A 16730-nucleotide genomic window follows, 5' to 3' on the forward strand; every position below is an offset into this window, starting at 1 on the left:
AATATGAAACAAAGTTTACAAACTGCTTTTTCTTGTTCTTCATTCCTTCTCTCCTATCCTGAACTAGGGTGGAGGGAAGCTTTAACTGAATTACTAGAAGAGATTGAAGCGATTGAACAGGACGATGTTAAAGCTTCACTTGCAACATTTATAAAACAAGCGCTAAATAAAACGAATGATCAATTGATTGATAGTTACGTATATACATTCGATTTTGGTAAGAAAACAAATATGTATCTTACTTATATGAACACTGGTGAACAAAGAGAAAGAGGTATTGAATTACTGGAGTTAAAACAGCATTATAAAAAATCAGGTTTTGAAGTAACAGATAAAGAATTACCTGATTATTTACCGCTATTGCTTGAGTTTTTTGCAAATGCAAATGAGCAAGACAGTGAACCAATTATGAGTAAATACAAGGAAAACATACAAGCATTACACGTTCAGTTAAAAGAAGCAGGTAGTATGTATGAACCAATTCTTGCGGCTGTTCTACTCGCTATCGATACATGGGGTGTACAGACAAATTAGAAAGGAGAGTTGTTAAAATGATGGATCAATTTCTATGGGTATTGTTTCCCTATATCATTTTTGCAATCTTTATCGGTGGACATATTTTTAGATACAACTATGATCAATTTGGATGGACATCAAAATCTAGTGAACTATTAGAAAAGAAAATGCTCCGAATCGGAAGTCTATTATTCCACTTTGGGATTATGTTCGTAATTGGCGGTCATGTTATGGGGATTTTAATTCCAGAAGCTGTATACCGTTCAATAGGTATTTCTGAGCATATGTATCATGTAGTAGCAATTAGTTTTGGGCTTCCGGCAGGTGTTGCTTCTATCATCGGTTTAATTATATTAACGTACCGCCGCGTAACTGTAAAACGTATCATTGCAACGAGTACAAAGGGAGATTATATTGCGCTTATTTTATTACTTATCGTAATGCTAGCAGGACTTTCTTCAACATTTTTAAATATCGATTCAAAAGGATTTGATTATCGTACAACAATTGGCCCTTGGTTCCGAAGCCTCTTTATTTTCCAACCGAAAGTTGAATATATGATGGAAGTACCAGTATGGTTTAAAATTCATATTCTTGCAGGGATGGGTTTATTCGCAGTATGGCCATTTACAAGACTAGTACATGTATTTAGTGCCCCAATTAAATATGTAAGCCGTAGTTATGTAATTTACAGAAGACGTATTCCTAATGAATTGAAAAAATAATACTGCTGTAAACGGATAGGAGCTAATGGTTAAAACGAAACGAGGTCTAATATGGAAGGCCTCGTTTTTGTTTACAGAGGGAATAACCGTTAATAAATGGCTTAAATTGAAAAAAGATTAGCATCTAAATAAGATGCTAATCAATGCTACAAACAGAAGCAGAGCAATCTTCACAAGCAATTTCACATTTTAAAAATTGTAAATCGTGGATTGTAATCTTTCCTTTATGAATTGAAATTGTACCTTGCTTTTTTAATTCATTTAACATTCGATTTACACTTTCACGTGAAGTTGCACAGAAATTAGCAAGTTCTTGATTTGTTAATGGTAAATCGATGAGAATCCCATTTTCTTTTAATATACCGTAACTATTTGTCATTCGTATAAGGGTAGAATACAGGGCACCTTTTTTGCCGTGTAATACTAAATCTCGGAACTTCGTTTGCATTCTTCTTAAATGTTCACTAATCCATTTCATAAATTCAAATACGAGTGCAGGTTTTTGGAGTAATGCTTTTTCTAACGCTTCACGCTTTATAACGCCTACTTCCACATCCTCAAGACATTTTGAATTTAATAAGTATTTCGCATTGTCCGTGAACAATGTTAATTCTCCAATAATGTCATATTCTGAACAAATTCGAAGTGTTAATTCTTGTCCGTCAGCACTTAGTTTACTAATTTGTACTTTTCCTGAGTGGATGATATAGAGCTCTGTTGCCTCCATACCTTCTTGAAAAATAAAACTACCTTTTTTTATCTGCATTTTATATTCAACAGATGCAAGTAATTCTTTTAAATCTTGAGATAATGTCATACTGTTTGCCACAGTGATCACCTTTCTTCTTATAAGCAATACATTTCCTATTTTGAGTGTAAATATGATGAAAATGCAAGAGCTATTTTAAAAATAAATTGAAATTTCAATGACCGTAAGGGGAAGAGATTTTCAGTTTTTAGTTTGAAAAATTCAATACACAAAGTAGATGAGATTAAAGATGTGAACAAAATTCGAACGGATTTGTGAAAAATTTTTGAATGGGGAAAGTAATGTGAGAAAAGTCACATTGAATATGTAGCTTCTTTTTTATAATAAAGGCAAATAAAAAAATGAAAGCTTACTAAGGATTGCAGCAGAAAAGAAGGGATATAGATGCACGAGAACATAAAAGATTCTTTAAAGCGGCCACTTCAAGATTTACGTATTTCAGTTATTGATCGTTGTAATTTTAGGTGTACATACTGTATGCCTGCAGAAGTGTTCGGACCTGATTACGCTTTTTTAAAGGAAGAGCTTTTATTAACGTTCGATGAAATAGAAAGGTTAGCGAGATTATTTATAAGTATGGGAGTTAATAAAATTAGGCTTACTGGCGGTGAACCTTTATTGCGTAAAGACTTATCGACGTTAATTGCAAGACTTACAAATCTAGAAGGCTTACAAGATATTGGACTCACAACAAACGGAATTCATTTAGCAAAACAAGCTAAGGCGCTAAAAGAAGCAGGATTAAAGCGTGTGAATATTAGTTTAGATGCAATAGAGGATCATGTCTTCCAAAAAATTAATGGAAGAAATGTAAGTACGAAACCTGTACTGAAAGGAATTGAAGCAGCGAAGGAAGCTGGATTAGAAGTAAAGGTAAATATGGTCGTAAAAAAAGGGATGAATGATAGTAAAATTCTTCCTATGGTTCGTTATTTTAAAGAACAAGAAATACAGTTACGTTTCATTGAGTTTATGGATGTAGGCAGTACGAACGGATGGAACTTTGAGCAAGTCGTTACGAAGGAACAATTAATAGAGAAAATTAATCGTGTATATCCAATTGAGCCCGCTCAGCCTCGTTACTTTGGAGAGGTTGCGAAATTGTATCGATATGTAGGGAGTAATGCAGAAGTGGGATTTATTACTTCTGTTTCTGAGTCATTTTGTTCTTCTTGTACGAGAGCACGTATTTCGGCAGATGGTAAGTTTTTTACGTGCCTATTTGGAGAAAAAGGAACGGATTTGCGAACGCTTCTTCGAGAAAATATTTCTGATGCCTCACTATTAAAAATTTTACAACATACATGGCGATATAGAACAGATCGATATTCAGATGAAAGAACGGTTGAGAGTGCAAGTAAACGTCCAAAAGTTGAAATGTCTTACATTGGTGGATAGTGAAAGGAGGATTTCTTATGCAAGAGCGTTATTCAAGACAAGTGTTGTTTTCTGGAATTGGTGAAATGGGACAAAGAAAAATAAGAGAAAAGCATGTGCTCCTAATCGGTGCGGGTGCACTAGGGGCTGCGAATGCAGAAGCACTCGCTAGGATGGGAATTGGGAAATTGACAATTGCCGATCGTGACTATGTCGAATGGAGTAATTTACAACGGCAACAGTTATATACAGAAGAAGATGCAAAACAATGCAAACCAAAAGCAATTGCAGCGGCAGAACATGTAAGAAAGATTAATTCTGAAGTGGAAATTGTACCAGTTGTAATGGATGTCACAATGCAAGAAATAGAAGAGTTAACAAAAGAAGTGGATCTCATTATAGATGCCACTGACAACTTCGATACGCGCCTACTTATAAATGATATTTCACAAAAAGAAAATATACCTTGGATATACGGTGGATGCGTTGGAGGTTACGGTGTAACGTATACAAGTCTTCCAGGAAAAACACCATGTTTTCGCTGCTTAATGGATCATCCGATGGGCGGTGTAACATGTGATACAGCGGGAATTATTCAGCCAGCTGTACAGATGGTTGTTGCTCACCAAGTGACAGAAGCAATGAAAATATTGGTGGATGATTTCGAGACGCTACGAGGAACAATGTTATCATTTGATATTTGGAACAATCAATTTCTCTCATTAAAAGTAAATAAACAGAAAAAAAGTACATGTCCATCTTGCGGAAATACACGTACGTACCCAAGTTTAACATTTGAATCACAGGTGAAAACGGAGGTGCTATGCGGACGGAATACAGTTCAAATCCGTTCAGGAATAAAGAGAGTTCTAAATTTAAACGAAATTCAAAAAAGATTACAAAAAATTGTACATGTCCAAAAAACGCCGTACTTACTATCATTTCTAATTGATGAATATCGTTTTGTTTTATTTACAGACGGTAGGGCATTTATTCATGGGACAAATGATGTGAAAATAGCAAAACGATTGTACGCAAAATATATAGGATGAACAGAGAGAGTTTCCCCCTTATTAAAACGAGGTGAAAAAGAATGTTAGCAAAACGTATACCGATTCCAGTGGCAGAAGCAGTTGCACGAGTAATGAAATATGCTCATCAAGGTGAAACAGAAGAGGTTTCTCTTATAGAAAGTTACGGAAGAACGCTTGGAGAAGATGTTATTGCAGATCATGATGTCCCGCATTTTGATCGCTCTCCGTACGACGGGTTTGCGATTCGATCAGAAGATACGAAAGAAGCAAGTAGTAGTAACCCTATTCAGTTTGAAGTAATTGGTGAAATTGGAGCAGGGGTTGTTTTTACAGAAGAAGTGAAAGCATTTCAAGCTGTCCGTATTATGACAGGAGCCGCAATTCCGAGAGGGTGTAATGCGGTTGTTATGTTAGAACTAACGGAAGGATTTGAAAAAAACGAAAAGACTTATATGACATTAAAACGCTGTTTCACAGCCGGTGATAACATTTCTTTTAAAGGTGAAGATGTAAAACAAAATACTATCCTTGTGAAAGAAGGGACTGTTATTAATCCTGGAGTAGCAGCACTTCTTGCTACGTTTGGTTATAGTACGGTATATGTTATAAAACAACCAGTGATTGGAATTGTAACGACGGGTAGCGAACTGCTTGAAGTACATGAAAAATTAAAGCCAGGGAAGATTCGAAATAGTAACTCCTATATGATAGCTGCTCAAATTGAACGAGCAGGGGGGATTGTACAGTATTATGGGCAATTCGCTGACGATTTTGAGACGTGTTATAACACTGTAAAAAAGGCGATAAAAGAAGTTGATATATTAATTACAACTGGTGGTGTTTCAGTAGGAGACTATGACTATTTACCTGCCATCTATGAGAGATTACGAGCTAATGTACTTTTTGACAAAATAGCGATGCGACCAGGAAGTGTGACAACTGTAGCTGAGGTAGAAGGAAAATTACTATTTGGTCTATCTGGTAATCCTTCTGCTTGTTATGTCGGTTGTGAATTATATGTTAGACCAGTGATTGGAAAATACTTGCATAGGGAAGATTCGCACATATATCGTGCAGAGGCAATTTTACAAAAAGACTTTCCGAAAGCAAACCCATTTACTCGTTTTATAAGAGGGAGAGTGGAAATTGTAGATGGGCAATTACAAGTTACACCAGTTGGTTTAGATAAATCTAGCGCAATTTCTTCACTTGCAGAAGCGAATGCATTTATCGTTTTGCCAGGGGGAACGAGAGGATTTAAAGCTGGAATTACTGTTTCGGTACTGTTATTAGAATCAAACAACGGAAGTGAGTGGCCGTGGGAAGAGCCGCTTCGATCATACAAGTAATAGAAAAATAGGTTGCTAACTTATATAAAGATAAGAGGTGCAAAATGACACATACGTATTATGAAGTAATTGATACACCTATTTCAATTGAAGAAGTTACAAACAAAGTAATTCGTCGTGAGTGTGGTGCGGTTACTACTTTTATTGGTACTGTTAGAGAATTTACGAAAGGTCGACGTACACTTTGTTTAGAGTATGTAGCTTATAAGACAATGGCGGAGAAACAGCTTGAGAGAATTGGCACTGAAGTAGGAGAGAATTGGCCGGGGATATATGTCGCTATTACACATCGCATTGGTACATTACAAATTTCTGATCTTGCTGTTGTCGTTGCTGTTTCTACACCACACCGGAAAGCTGCCTATGAGGCGAACGAATATATTATGGAGCGTATTAAACAAATTGTTCCAATTTGGAAGAAAGAGTTTTGGGAAGATGGTGAGTCATGGATAGGTGATCAGTTAGAGAGGGTAACATATGCAAATGGTGAGCCTAGAAAGGAGATGAGAATATGATTGAAGTGCTATTATTTGCACATTTACAGGAAGAAGTAAGTAAGTCGTCATTGCACATAGATTGTGAAAATATTACAGTTGCGAAGCTGAAGGAAGTACTCATTAAGAAATACAACATAGCAATTTCAAACGAGATTATGGTCGCGATAAATGAAGAGTATGCAAATGAGAATGACATCATTCAAACTGGCGATATCGTAGCAATGATTCCGCCAGTAAGTGGTGGTTGATTCTTTTCAGCCTAATCATGTTAGGACGTGATTAGGCTGGAGAGAATGAATATAACTATGCATACATAGGAGGGAACAGGATGAAAAGTCCTAATTTTCAATTAAGTTTACAAACTTCTAATCTAATTATCGGTTTTATGGTATGGGTCATTTTATCATCATTAATGCCTTATATTAAAGCGGATATTCCATTAACTGCGGGACAAATTTCTATGGTCACAGCAGTACCTGTTATTTTAGGCTCTATTCTTCGTATTCCAATTGGTTATTGGACGAATCGTTTCGGAGCAAGAAAATTATTCTTTATTAGTTTTATTCTATTATTATTTCCTGTTTTTTATATTAGTGTTGCCAATTCTATGATGGATTTAATTATTGGTGGATTATTTGTAGGAATCGGTGGTGCTGTATTCTCTGTAGGAGTAACTTCTTTACCAAAATACTTTCCGAAAGAGAGTCACGGTTTTGTAAATGGTATTTACGGTGTCGGTAACGCCGGAACAGCAATTACTTCGTTTTTAGCACCTGTCATTGCAACTTCAGTTGGCTGGAGAACGACAGTACAATGTTATTTAGTTTTACTTGCAGCGTTTGCACTTATGAACTTTTTATTAGGTGATCGTAAGGAGAAAAAAGTGAATACACCACTAATGGAACAAATAAAAGGTGTATATAAAAATGAGAAACTTTGGTTTTTATGTATCTTTTACTTTTTAACATTCGGATCATTTGTCGCATTTACAGTATACTTACCAAACTTTCTAGTATCTCACTTCGGATTAGAGAAAGTAGATGCAGGTATGCGGACAGCCGGATTCATCGTACTCGCAACAATTATGCGCCCGATTGGTGGTTGGCTCGGTGATAAGTTTAATCCATTTAAAATATTAATCTTCGTATTTATCGGTTTAACACTTTCAGGTATTATTTTATCGTTTATGCCAAGTATGAACGTGTATACATTTGGTTGCTTACTAGTAGCATTTTGTGCAGGGATTGGTAATGGTACAATCTTCAAACTCGTTCCAATGTATTTCTCAGAACAAGCTGGTATTGTAAATGGTCTCGTATCAGCTTTAGGTGGACTAGGAGGATTCTTCCCACCGCTAATTTTAACATTACTATTCCAATTAACAGGTCATTATGCAATTGGATTTATGGCGCTATCAGAAGTCGCACTTGCTTGTTTAATCATTACAGTATGGATGTATAGCCAAGAGAAATTGTTAGTGATGTTAAAGAATCATTAATAAGGAAAAAGAACCATCCCAAAGTATATTGGGATGGTTCTTTTAGTAATAGGCTTCAACATGTTTTTATTGATATCTCAATAAACGCTCGTTTTCTATAAGAATGTGTTTTTAAAATGAAAAACAGAAGGCTTATGGAATTTTATTTTAAAATATAGAAGTCAAAAGTTATTCATTTAAAGGGTAGATTAGTGAAGGAAATCTTAAATCTATTCTAAAGATCGAACTCATTTTTAGAATGCAAATATTTAATTGAATCGGGATGTTTAGATGAAAAAAATATAAGTCCACTCAAGATAAACAAGTATCAGGTGTGTTAGGTGGTTTAAGCGACAAGTATGGGATTGATGTAAGTATTCTTCGCATAGTAACTGCAGTATCAGATTTTTTTAGGGCCAAATTTTTTGGTAAGGCTAACGGATATTGTGAAAAAAGTACTACACTAAAGAATACAGTTTAGTTCAATAAGATAAAATTATGAATTTGTATAAATAATCCATAATTTTCTTTATGAGTTATATTTGATATGTTAAAGAAAAGAGAGGGGAGGGAAATGAAATAAGAATTTTTGATGAGCATTTTCATATTATCGATTTCAGTTTTCTGATTATTGAGAACTAAGGGTGTTTTCCGATGAATGAAATGTGTCCACATTTAGTAAAGCGTTTAATCCAACTAAAATATATTTAGAATGAGGTTTTAAATGTTTGTATTCATTATATTAGACGTAATATTACCGATATTAATATTGATGCTAATTGGTGCAATCTTACAAAGAAAGTTCCAATTTAACTTAAAGCAGCTATCTACACTTATTACTTATTGCTTAATGCCAGCGGCTGTATTTGTGAATATATATGATATTCGTATAGAAACAGGTTTGTTGCTCCAGATAATATACTATTTAATGCTTTATAGTCTGAGTCTGATCATAGTAAGTCATTTCATTTCAAAAATATTAAAGTTAGAAAAAGGAGAAAGTGCAGCTCTAAAAAATAGCATTTCGTTAATGAATTCCGGTAATTATGGGTTACCGGTAAGTCAATTGATTTTCAGTCACAATCCAGTGGGGGTTTCCATTCAAATTTTTATTGTTATTTTCCAGAATCTTTTAACTTATTCATATGGGATATATAACTTACTATCAGCAACAAAAACAATCGGAGGTATTATTCAATCATTTCTAAGACTGCCTGTATTTCATGCACTCGTATTAGGGGTTTTCTTTCAATCTTTTACAATTCAAATACCTAATTCTATCTTTATTCCTCTTAATCAGCTTGCGAATGGTTTTGTTGCAATAGCACTCATATTGCTAGGGGCACAATTATCTAACATTAAACTTAATTTTTTCCATCGAGTCATAACATGGGCTTTAATTGGAAGGTTACTGATGGGACCATTATTAGCACTTGCCGTAATATACATACTAAACATCGATGGTATTGTTGCACAATCATTATTTATTGCAAGTTCTTTTCCTACTTCAAGAAATACATCAACCATTGCTATGGAATATCAAATAGAGCCTGAATTACATGCACAAATCGTTTTATTTTCAACACTTTTCAGCATTATTACAGTAACTGTCGTTATTTATTTGTCATATATTTTGTTTTGAATATACGTGTTAAAACGAATAGATTTGAGGCGGTAAATGATGGCGGAAATCCCATAGATATGAGAAGAAAACAGTCTATGATATATTGGGTATCGTTTACAATTGTACCATGTCTGATAATCAAGTAGCTTAGCGAAAAAAGACACAATTTCGCTTATAATTGACGTTACATGAGCTTAGTTTGATAGCGGTGGGGTGGGAGTGTCAAGTAAGAAATTTTTCTTTATTGATTTTATGCGGTTTTTCCGCAAAATTGTAACTAAGGGGGATTCCAAGTTGAGTAAACAGAATATCAGCACAACAGTTTCAGGAGATATAATTGTTACCCATCTAGTTGGCAATATAAAAACAGATGATGTGTATGAATGGTTTAATGTTTTTGAGCAGGTTTGTCAGCAATTCATTTCTGAAGGGCGGAAATACAAATTGTTGGTGGATAGAAAAGGATACACGCCAAATCATTTTTCTGTTCAAAAAGTATGGAAAGAGAAGTTCTTCAATGAAATCATTTTGAATAACAGTAAGGCAATTGCATTTCTCCTTGAAGAGGGGGAGATAATGGATTATTTACAACAATCTAATACGAAAGAATCTGTGAGATTTTTTGATGATTATGAACAAGCGCTAATTTGGTTGAATGAATATCCAATATAAAACCTGTATTGAAGCAGTTGCTCTCAAGCAACTGCTTTTTTGTCCGTAATTGTTGCCGTTATTTTTCTTCACAGATTCTTGTCCAATTGTTTGTCTGATCCTAAAAAACGAAACTAAAGCAAAAAGAACAAACGCCTCTAAAAAACGTTTGTTCACAGTTAATTACTATTTTAGCTAAGTGATAGATTACATTTTATGAGTACGAGAAAGTCTTTTTATAAGTTTAGGAAGGACAGAAGTTAATTCCTGTTTCATACGCTTCGTAAACGATGGGTCCATACCTGAAGTCGAAATAGTGACAACATATTCATCATTTCGTATGACGCCAGGTGTGTGAAACGATGATGCTGTACCATCACTTACAACGTTAACCCACTGGAACTCATGAGCGGCCTGTTTGACCATCATATTTACAGCATGTTGATTTGTAGCTGCATAAATTAGATGAGCATCTTTAATATCATCATTACTAAAAGTTTTTTGCTTCCAAGTAATATAAGAAAGTTCCTTCATTTCCTCGCAAATTTCTGGGCTGACAACAGTGACGAAAGCGCCTGTATCTTTTAATCCAGACGCTTTTCGATATGCAATTTTACCTCCACCAATGATAATGACAACTTTATTTTGTAGATTAAACATAAGAGGGTACATGTTATACATATATGCATTCCTCCATTCGTTCTAATAATGTTAGTTTCATATATGTATCAAACTGAAGACAGTTACAGGGCGTAACATGATTATATTTTTTTGTATGCAATTTAATTTTTTGAAGTAATAATCCGGTAAAGAGAAGGTACGGCATGACATATACATGGGACGCAGTCGATGTTATAGCCTTGAGCTCAGCAGCAAAAGAGGGAGTTCCTTTCGTTAAAAAGGAACAGGATACTGGCATACCAAGTTTTCGTTCGACAGCTGCTCCGATTTGTTGTAATTCATGTATCGGTTGTGGATCACTACTGCCTCGCCCTACGAGTAAAATACTACTACCTTGCATTGGCATAGCTTCACGTATTCTTTTCACTACAAGTTCCACCATATGTGGATGTGTACTAAAAGGAGGTACAACTGAAAATGTTATTTGTGGATATTTCTTTTGTAGTTGTTCTATTTCAAAAGGAATATCACGTTTATAGTGAGCTGCTGCAAATAATAAAACAGGTACAATCATTATTTCAGTTACTCCCTCTATTATCGTTTCTGTAACTGCATCCGAAATAGTAGGTGTCGTTAGTTCTAGAAAAGCTATTTTTTGAATTCTTTCGTTTCGCTCTTTCATAACAGATTGAATAAATTGAATGAATTGTTCATTACCTTCTTGTAGCCGGCTTCCATGTCCAACATATACAATTCCTTTCATTGTCTCACCATGTCTTTCTTCATAAGAGTTTCTTGTAATTGATGATCTACGTTATGAAACCCAACTTTATTTGCATAGTGTAAAGTTGGAACGTCGGTATACGAGAATGGGAGAGTAAGAATATTGATAAAGCCAAGGCGTTTTATTTCTGCTAGAAACGTATCAATAGAAGCACGACCTTCAAATACAATGCTATCCCATGAGAATTCAGAAAGAATACGTGAATGAATTTCATCGAAGCGATGATCAATTGTGTACTCATGAGTCATCATATAGGAACCAGCACCAATTTTTTCTTGAATAACAGCAATTCGGTTAATGTTTCGTCCTAAATAAATCGTTGAATTCGAAGAAAATTGCGCAGGTTTACTGAACAATCCATATTGCATGAGCTTTTCTTGAATAGAAAGGTTCATATACTGAAGTTCTGCCTGTAAGGAACGAATATCTTTATGATATTTACTGCATGATTGCATTAAGATGTCTACACTGTCAGCGGAACAAAATACAAGACGATCAACGTTAAAAATCTTATTGATTTGTTCAGAGGTTACTGTGTATTCTTTCTTTTTGAAAGTTGGAATTTGATATATTTCTGCACCGGACTCTTGTAACTTTTGCTTTATTGCGCTTTTTTTATTTGTTGCAGCTGCAAATAAAACTTTCTTGCCGTGCAATGGTTTACGTTCTTTCCAAGAGATTTGATTCCGCAAAGTAACAACATCACCAACAATTGTCATAGAAGGATTAGAAATATTTTCGTTGTTGACAATAGAAACAATGGTAGACAGTGTCCCTGTGACAACGCGCTGTTTACCAGTTGTACCCCATTCAATGACTGCTACTGGCGTATCTTCTTTTTTTCCTGCTTGTAGTAAGTTTTCACAAATTGTAGGTAAGTTTTTTATACCCATGTAGTAGGCCATCGTGTCGCTATTGTGAGATGAATTATATTTTCCATGATCGGTTAAGGGACCTTTTGCATGTCCGGTTAATAAAGTGACACTATTACTGTAGTCACGGTGGGTGAGGGGAATACCTGCATAGCTACTAGCGGCGATGCTAGATGTAATGCCTGGTACAATTTCATATGGAATATTTGCTGCTGCTAAAGTTTCTGCTTCTTCACCAACACGGCCAAAAATAGATGGATCTCCGCCTTTTAATCGGACAACAATTTTGCCCTCTTTCGCAAATTGAAGAAGGTGTGCGTTAATTATTTCTTGTCGCATAATATGATTCTTTGGCATTTTTCCGCAATACATAAGTTCACATGTTTGTTTTGTATAGCTAAGAAAGAAAGGGTTTAGTAAACGGTCATATAAAACAATATCTGCACGTTTTAAACACTCTATCGCTTTTTTTGTAATAAGCCCTTCATCACCTGGTCCTGCACCAACTAAATATACATATCCGTTCATAATTGCACCTCATCAATTTTTATTTAAAAGGAAGCCAGAGGAGGCTTCCTTTCGAAAATTACATGTATAAATAAATGTCACCGTCAATAACTTCTACTTCGTATGTTTGAATACAGCCGTCATCAGGTTTTTGAACTTCACCTGTTAGTAGTGAGATTTTCCAATCATGCAGTGGACAAAAGACGAATTCTCCAGACACAATCCCTTCTGCTAACGGTCCGTTTTTATGAGGACAACGATTTTCTACAGCTCGAATATCGCCATTTGAAAGGCGGAATAGGGCGATAGACATACCTTTCATTTGCACTTCTTTACCGATTTGAATAGCAAGATCTTCCGCACGCATAACTTTTATTTTTTCTTTCGTGTGTATCATTTAGATCACAGCTCCTTATTTCACAGTTTCTACTTCATACATCGCTTTTAATGATTTCGTTTCTAGTGCTTGTCCCCATGCTTCCGTATATGTTCTACGAGCTGTTTGGAAACGTTCATTTAACGTAGTAACCATACTTGCATCTTGTAGTATTTCTTTTATGTGATCGAAGCCTAAACGTTCTGTCCAGTAGGCGGTACGCTCTCCGTAAATACCAGTTTCACGATAATATTGCATGTAAGCTGCAGCGATGCGAAGGACATCATCTTCAGTAGGGACAATCATTACAAAATCAGCTTCACGTACTTCTGTACCACCATTTCCACCAATATAAAGTTGGTATCCATTTTCGACACAAACAACGCCAAAATCTTTCGTCAGTACTTCCGCACAGTTACGCGGACAGCCCGTTACACCCATCTTCATTTTATGAGGTGTATCTACCATTTCTAATGATTGTTCAAGGAGCATACCAAGTCCTAATGAATCTTTCGTACCGAAACGGCAGAAGCGAGAACCAACACATGATTTTACATTACGAAGCGATTTTGAATATGCATATCCAGAAGTCATATTTAAGTCAGCCCATACGTTAGGTAAATCTTGTTTCTTGACACCGTATAAGCCAATTCGGCTTGCACCGGTAATTTTCACAAGTGGAACATCATACTTCTTCGCAACTTCAGCAATTTTCATTAAATCATCAGCTGTTGTAACGCCTCCGTACATACGTGGAATAACAGAGAATGTACCATCGTGCTGGATGTTACCATTCATTCTTTCATTAACGAAACGGGACGATTTATCATCTTCATATTCTTCTGGAATCGCCATACGTAAATAGTAGTTTAAAGCAGGGCGGCATTTCGAACAGCCGTCTTCATGTGCAAAACCAAGAACATTTCGTACTTCTTTTGGAGATTTTAAGCCTTTCTCGTGAATGGCTGCTACGACTTCATCACGGGATAAAGGTGTACATCCACACATACCGGCAGATTGCGCTGAGGCATCAAAAGCATCTCCAAGTGTATGAGATAAAACTTGTTCCACAAGTGGACGACATTTACCACAAGAACCTGCGGCTTTCGTACAGCCTTTAACTTCTTCAAAAGTCGTTAACTCTTGTTCTAAAATGGCGTGAACGATTGAACCTTTCGTAACACCATTACATCCACAAATCGTGTCATCCGCACTCATTGTAGCAACGTCAAATTCACTTTCTTCACCAGCTTTGTGAAGAAGGGAAGCTGGTGTATATTCTTGTATATCTTCTTCCTTCTTTAACATGCTAAAGAGACGTGTACCGTCAGCTGTGTCACCATATAAAACGATACCGACGACTTTATTATCACGAATTAATACTTTTTTATAGGAACGTTTACATTCATCAAAGATTGATATTGCTTTCGTTTGATCATCTTCATAAATTTGACCAGCAGAGAATAAATCACAACCTGCAACTTTTAATTGCGTACCGACGATACTGCCCGAATATCCATCAGTTTGTAAATTTGTTATATGTTTTGCTAGTATCGCACCTTGTTCATAAAGAGGAGCAACAAGTCCATATGCGATACCGTCATGCTCTGCACATTCTCCAACTGCATAAATGGACTCATCATTTGTTAGCATATAGTCATTGACTACAATACCGCGATTTACAATTAAACCGGCATCTTTTGCTATTTGCGTATTTGGGCGTATTCCGACAGCCATTACGATTAAATCACAATCTACAACTTCACCATCTTCAAATTGAATGCCCTCAACATGGTCTGTACCAAGAATTTTTACAGTTTTCTTTTCCATTAGAAATTTCATGCCTTGCGCTTCTAAATCTTCGCGCAGAAGAGAAGCTGCTTTCGTATCTAGTTGTTGCTCCATTAAGTTTGGCATTAAATGAACAACATGTAGGTCCATCCCTAAGTCAATAAGACCTCTTGCGGCTTCTAAACCAAGTAACCCACCACCAATGACAACAGCCTTTTTCTTTTCATTAGCGGTATCAATCATAAATTGTGTATCTTCAATTGTTCGAAATCCTGTTACACCAGGGAGAGTGGAACCTTCTACAGGCAAAATAAAAGCACTAGAACCTGTTGCGATAATGAGTTTGTCATATGTAAGAGTACGATTCTTTTCTGTAATAATAATTTTTTCTTCTCGGTTAATACTTTGAACTTTTTCATTTGTATACAAAGTTATTTCGTTTTCTTCATACCAACTGTATTCATTTATAATGATATCTTGCATATTTATTTTGCCTTGTAAAACATGAGAGAGCATAATACGGTTGTAGTTTGGATGAGGTTCATCTCCAAAAATAGTAATCTCATATGAATCACTATCATGTTTTAATATTTCTTCCATACAGCGTATGCCAGCCATACCATTTCCGATCATAACTAAACGTTTTTTCATTTTCGTTTCCCCTTTTTCTGTGAAATGTTGAACAAAGGATTATGTTTTTATTATAGAAAATCAAAAAAGGAAGAGATGTGATGTTTATCACATTTTTATAATGATTCACAAATTGTTAAAATTCGGATTTATTTGAGAGGGATGTGTATAGTCTTTACCAAATGAAAGAGCAGGACATAAGTATGTATACTCATGTCCTGCTCTTTATTTATGCTCTCGTAATGGCACGTGGAAATAAAATATTATTTTCTAAATGAATGTGCTCAAATAAATCAGACTCTAGCGCTTCAAGACGTTGGTAAACAAGTCGATAAGTACCGCAAGCTCCTTCTGGAGGAGTAAAGTCATTTGTAACTTTACGAAGTTCTTTAATAATGTTGCCTGCGTGGTTATGTTCATTTTCCAACTCATCTACTATTTTACGTAATTTCACATAGTTTTCGTCAATTGGATTTTGTTCAAATTCTAAAATTAATGGGAAATCTTCTGTTTCTTCTTTAATTAAATGCTGTTCTAATTCCATCTTTAATTCGTGAAATAGCTTATGAATTTGAGCTAAGTGAGGCTGACTTGCTCCGTGGACGCGTAATACTTTCGTCACATACGGACTTAACTGTGGTAATTCTTCATTTAAATAGCGATGATGCTTATTTATAACATAATCAATCAATTCACGATAAGAAGCATTTTTCCAATCAATTTCAGATTCATTTAATCGTTTCGTATTATGATAAAGCGTATTTAATTCTGTAAGTACTTCTGTTGCTGATAAATTTCTTTCATGAATTGCATCAATAAGTGGTTTATTACCACCACAACAAAAGTCTATTCTATATGATTTAAAAAGATTACTAGCTTTTGGAAATTGTGTAACAATCTCACCGACAATAGAAGTTTCAGTAAATGTATGTTCCATATGAATGCCTCCATAAAGTTTGAATGTAATATCTAAATTAAGAATAGCAATAAATGAAAAACAATGTGGTGATTGAAATCACTTATAATGTGTCAATTTTAAGGATAATCAAATGAGTTTTATAAAAGGAAGAGGGAGAGGGAATTCGTCATAATAGTTTCTGATAATAAAAAAGAAGCTTACTAGAAGCTTC

At 35.3% G+C, this 16730-nt stretch carries 17 protein-coding genes and 1 pseudogene; 11 read left to right on the forward strand and 7 right to left on the reverse strand.

All coding sequences use genetic code 11. The features are described from left to right. Nucleotides 1-3 precede the first annotated feature (3 nt). Complete coding sequence (narJ, locus tag ACX9TM_RS11060; protein ID WP_000814216.1) at nucleotides 4-534, forward strand: nitrate reductase molybdenum cofactor assembly chaperone; 531 nt, start codon at nucleotides 4-6, stop codon at nucleotides 532-534. Between the two features lie 17 nt (nucleotides 535-551). Continuing rightward, on the forward strand, nucleotides 552-1241 hold the full coding sequence (gene narI, locus ACX9TM_RS11065; RefSeq protein WP_000969213.1) for a respiratory nitrate reductase subunit gamma: 690 nt from the start codon (nucleotides 552-554) through the stop codon (nucleotides 1239-1241). Nucleotides 1242-1377: 136 nt separating this feature from the next. Here narI and ACX9TM_RS11070 read toward each other — a convergent pair whose 3' ends face one another. Continuing rightward, nucleotides 1378-2070: a Crp/Fnr family transcriptional regulator gene (locus tag ACX9TM_RS11070; RefSeq protein ID WP_000013865.1), complete on the reverse strand. Its 693-nt coding sequence runs from the start codon at nucleotides 2068-2070 to the stop codon at nucleotides 1378-1380. A gap of 324 nt (nucleotides 2071-2394) precedes the next feature. Between ACX9TM_RS11070 and moaA the strand changes: the two genes are divergently transcribed. From moaA to ACX9TM_RS11115, 9 genes and pseudogenes are all read left to right on the forward strand, one after another. Then, the gene (moaA, locus tag ACX9TM_RS11075) at nucleotides 2395-3408 is read left to right on the forward strand and encodes a GTP 3',8-cyclase MoaA (RefSeq protein WP_065382594.1); all 1014 of its coding nucleotides are present in this window, start codon (nucleotides 2395-2397) and stop codon (nucleotides 3406-3408) included. Between the two features lie 17 nt (nucleotides 3409-3425). After that, entirely contained in the window at nucleotides 3426-4439 is a 1014-nt protein-coding gene (locus tag ACX9TM_RS11080) for a molybdopterin-synthase adenylyltransferase MoeB (protein WP_072770260.1), read from the forward strand. A 41-nt stretch (nucleotides 4440-4480) separates the two neighbouring features. Next, nucleotides 4481-5770, forward strand: a complete 1290-nt coding sequence (locus ACX9TM_RS11085; protein ID WP_065211618.1) for a molybdopterin molybdotransferase MoeA — start codon at nucleotides 4481-4483, stop codon at nucleotides 5768-5770. Between the two features lie 44 nt (nucleotides 5771-5814). Next, the gene (gene moaE, locus ACX9TM_RS11090; protein ID WP_000149962.1) at nucleotides 5815-6285 is read left to right on the forward strand and encodes a molybdopterin synthase catalytic subunit MoaE; all 471 of its coding nucleotides are present in this window, start codon (nucleotides 5815-5817) and stop codon (nucleotides 6283-6285) included. After that, nucleotides 6282-6515, forward strand: coding sequence for a molybdopterin converting factor subunit 1 (gene moaD / locus ACX9TM_RS11095; RefSeq protein WP_000573688.1), 234 nt, complete (start codon nucleotides 6282-6284; stop codon nucleotides 6513-6515). Before moaE ends, moaD begins: the two co-directional genes overlap by 4 nt. Nucleotides 6516-6595: 80 nt before the next feature. Beyond that, nucleotides 6596-7765, forward strand: coding sequence for a nitrate transporter NarK (narK, locus tag ACX9TM_RS11100; RefSeq protein WP_000841841.1), 1170 nt, complete (start codon nucleotides 6596-6598; stop codon nucleotides 7763-7765). Nucleotides 7766-8039: 274 nt separating this feature from the next. Continuing rightward, nucleotides 8040-8168: pseudogene (locus ACX9TM_RS11105) on the forward strand (PspC domain-containing protein); the annotation flags it as partial. A 300-nt stretch (nucleotides 8169-8468) separates the two neighbouring features. Then, nucleotides 8469-9386, forward strand: coding sequence for an AEC family transporter (locus ACX9TM_RS11110; protein WP_000497498.1), 918 nt, complete (start codon nucleotides 8469-8471; stop codon nucleotides 9384-9386). A 234-nt stretch (nucleotides 9387-9620) separates the two neighbouring features. After that, nucleotides 9621-10040 carry an STAS/SEC14 domain-containing protein gene (locus tag ACX9TM_RS11115; protein WP_072770268.1) on the forward strand — a complete coding sequence of 140 codons (420 nt, stop codon included), beginning with the start codon at nucleotides 9621-9623 and terminating at the stop codon, nucleotides 10038-10040. A gap of 186 nt (nucleotides 10041-10226) precedes the next feature. On the opposite strand, the gene ACX9TM_RS11120 is transcribed toward ACX9TM_RS11115, so the two are convergent. The 6 genes from ACX9TM_RS11120 to ric all read right to left on the reverse strand — a co-directional run bounded on the left by ACX9TM_RS11120 (nucleotide 10227) and on the right by ric (nucleotide 16537). After that, a complete protein-coding gene (locus ACX9TM_RS11120) occupies nucleotides 10227-10700 on the reverse strand; it encodes a precorrin-2 dehydrogenase (protein ID WP_000282587.1) in 474 nt (157 codons plus the stop codon). Continuing rightward, on the reverse strand, nucleotides 10693-11403 hold the full coding sequence (locus ACX9TM_RS11125; protein ID WP_000676471.1) for a sirohydrochlorin chelatase: 711 nt from the start codon (nucleotides 11401-11403) through the stop codon (nucleotides 10693-10695). The genes ACX9TM_RS11120 and ACX9TM_RS11125 overlap by 8 nt, the downstream gene beginning before the upstream one ends. Then, nucleotides 11400-12824 (reverse strand): uroporphyrin-III C-methyltransferase, encoded by a 1425-nt coding sequence (locus ACX9TM_RS11130; protein WP_065382334.1) that lies wholly within the window; start codon nucleotides 12822-12824, stop codon nucleotides 11400-11402. The genes ACX9TM_RS11125 and ACX9TM_RS11130 overlap by 4 nt, the downstream gene beginning before the upstream one ends. A gap of 58 nt (nucleotides 12825-12882) precedes the next feature. Continuing rightward, nucleotides 12883-13200, reverse strand: a complete 318-nt coding sequence (gene nirD, locus ACX9TM_RS11135; protein WP_000581982.1) for a nitrite reductase small subunit NirD — start codon at nucleotides 13198-13200, stop codon at nucleotides 12883-12885. A gap of 15 nt (nucleotides 13201-13215) precedes the next feature. Further along, nucleotides 13216-15621: an NADPH-nitrite reductase large subunit gene (gene nirB, locus ACX9TM_RS11140; RefSeq protein WP_072770262.1), complete on the reverse strand. Its 2406-nt coding sequence runs from the start codon at nucleotides 15619-15621 to the stop codon at nucleotides 13216-13218. 208 nt (nucleotides 15622-15829) lie between these two features. After that, nucleotides 15830-16537: an iron-sulfur cluster repair di-iron protein gene (gene ric, locus ACX9TM_RS11145; protein WP_000401371.1), complete on the reverse strand. Its 708-nt coding sequence runs from the start codon at nucleotides 16535-16537 to the stop codon at nucleotides 15830-15832. Nucleotides 16538-16730 lie beyond the last annotated feature (193 nt).

It is taken from the genome of Bacillus sp. LH1 (genome assembly GCF_057924895.1).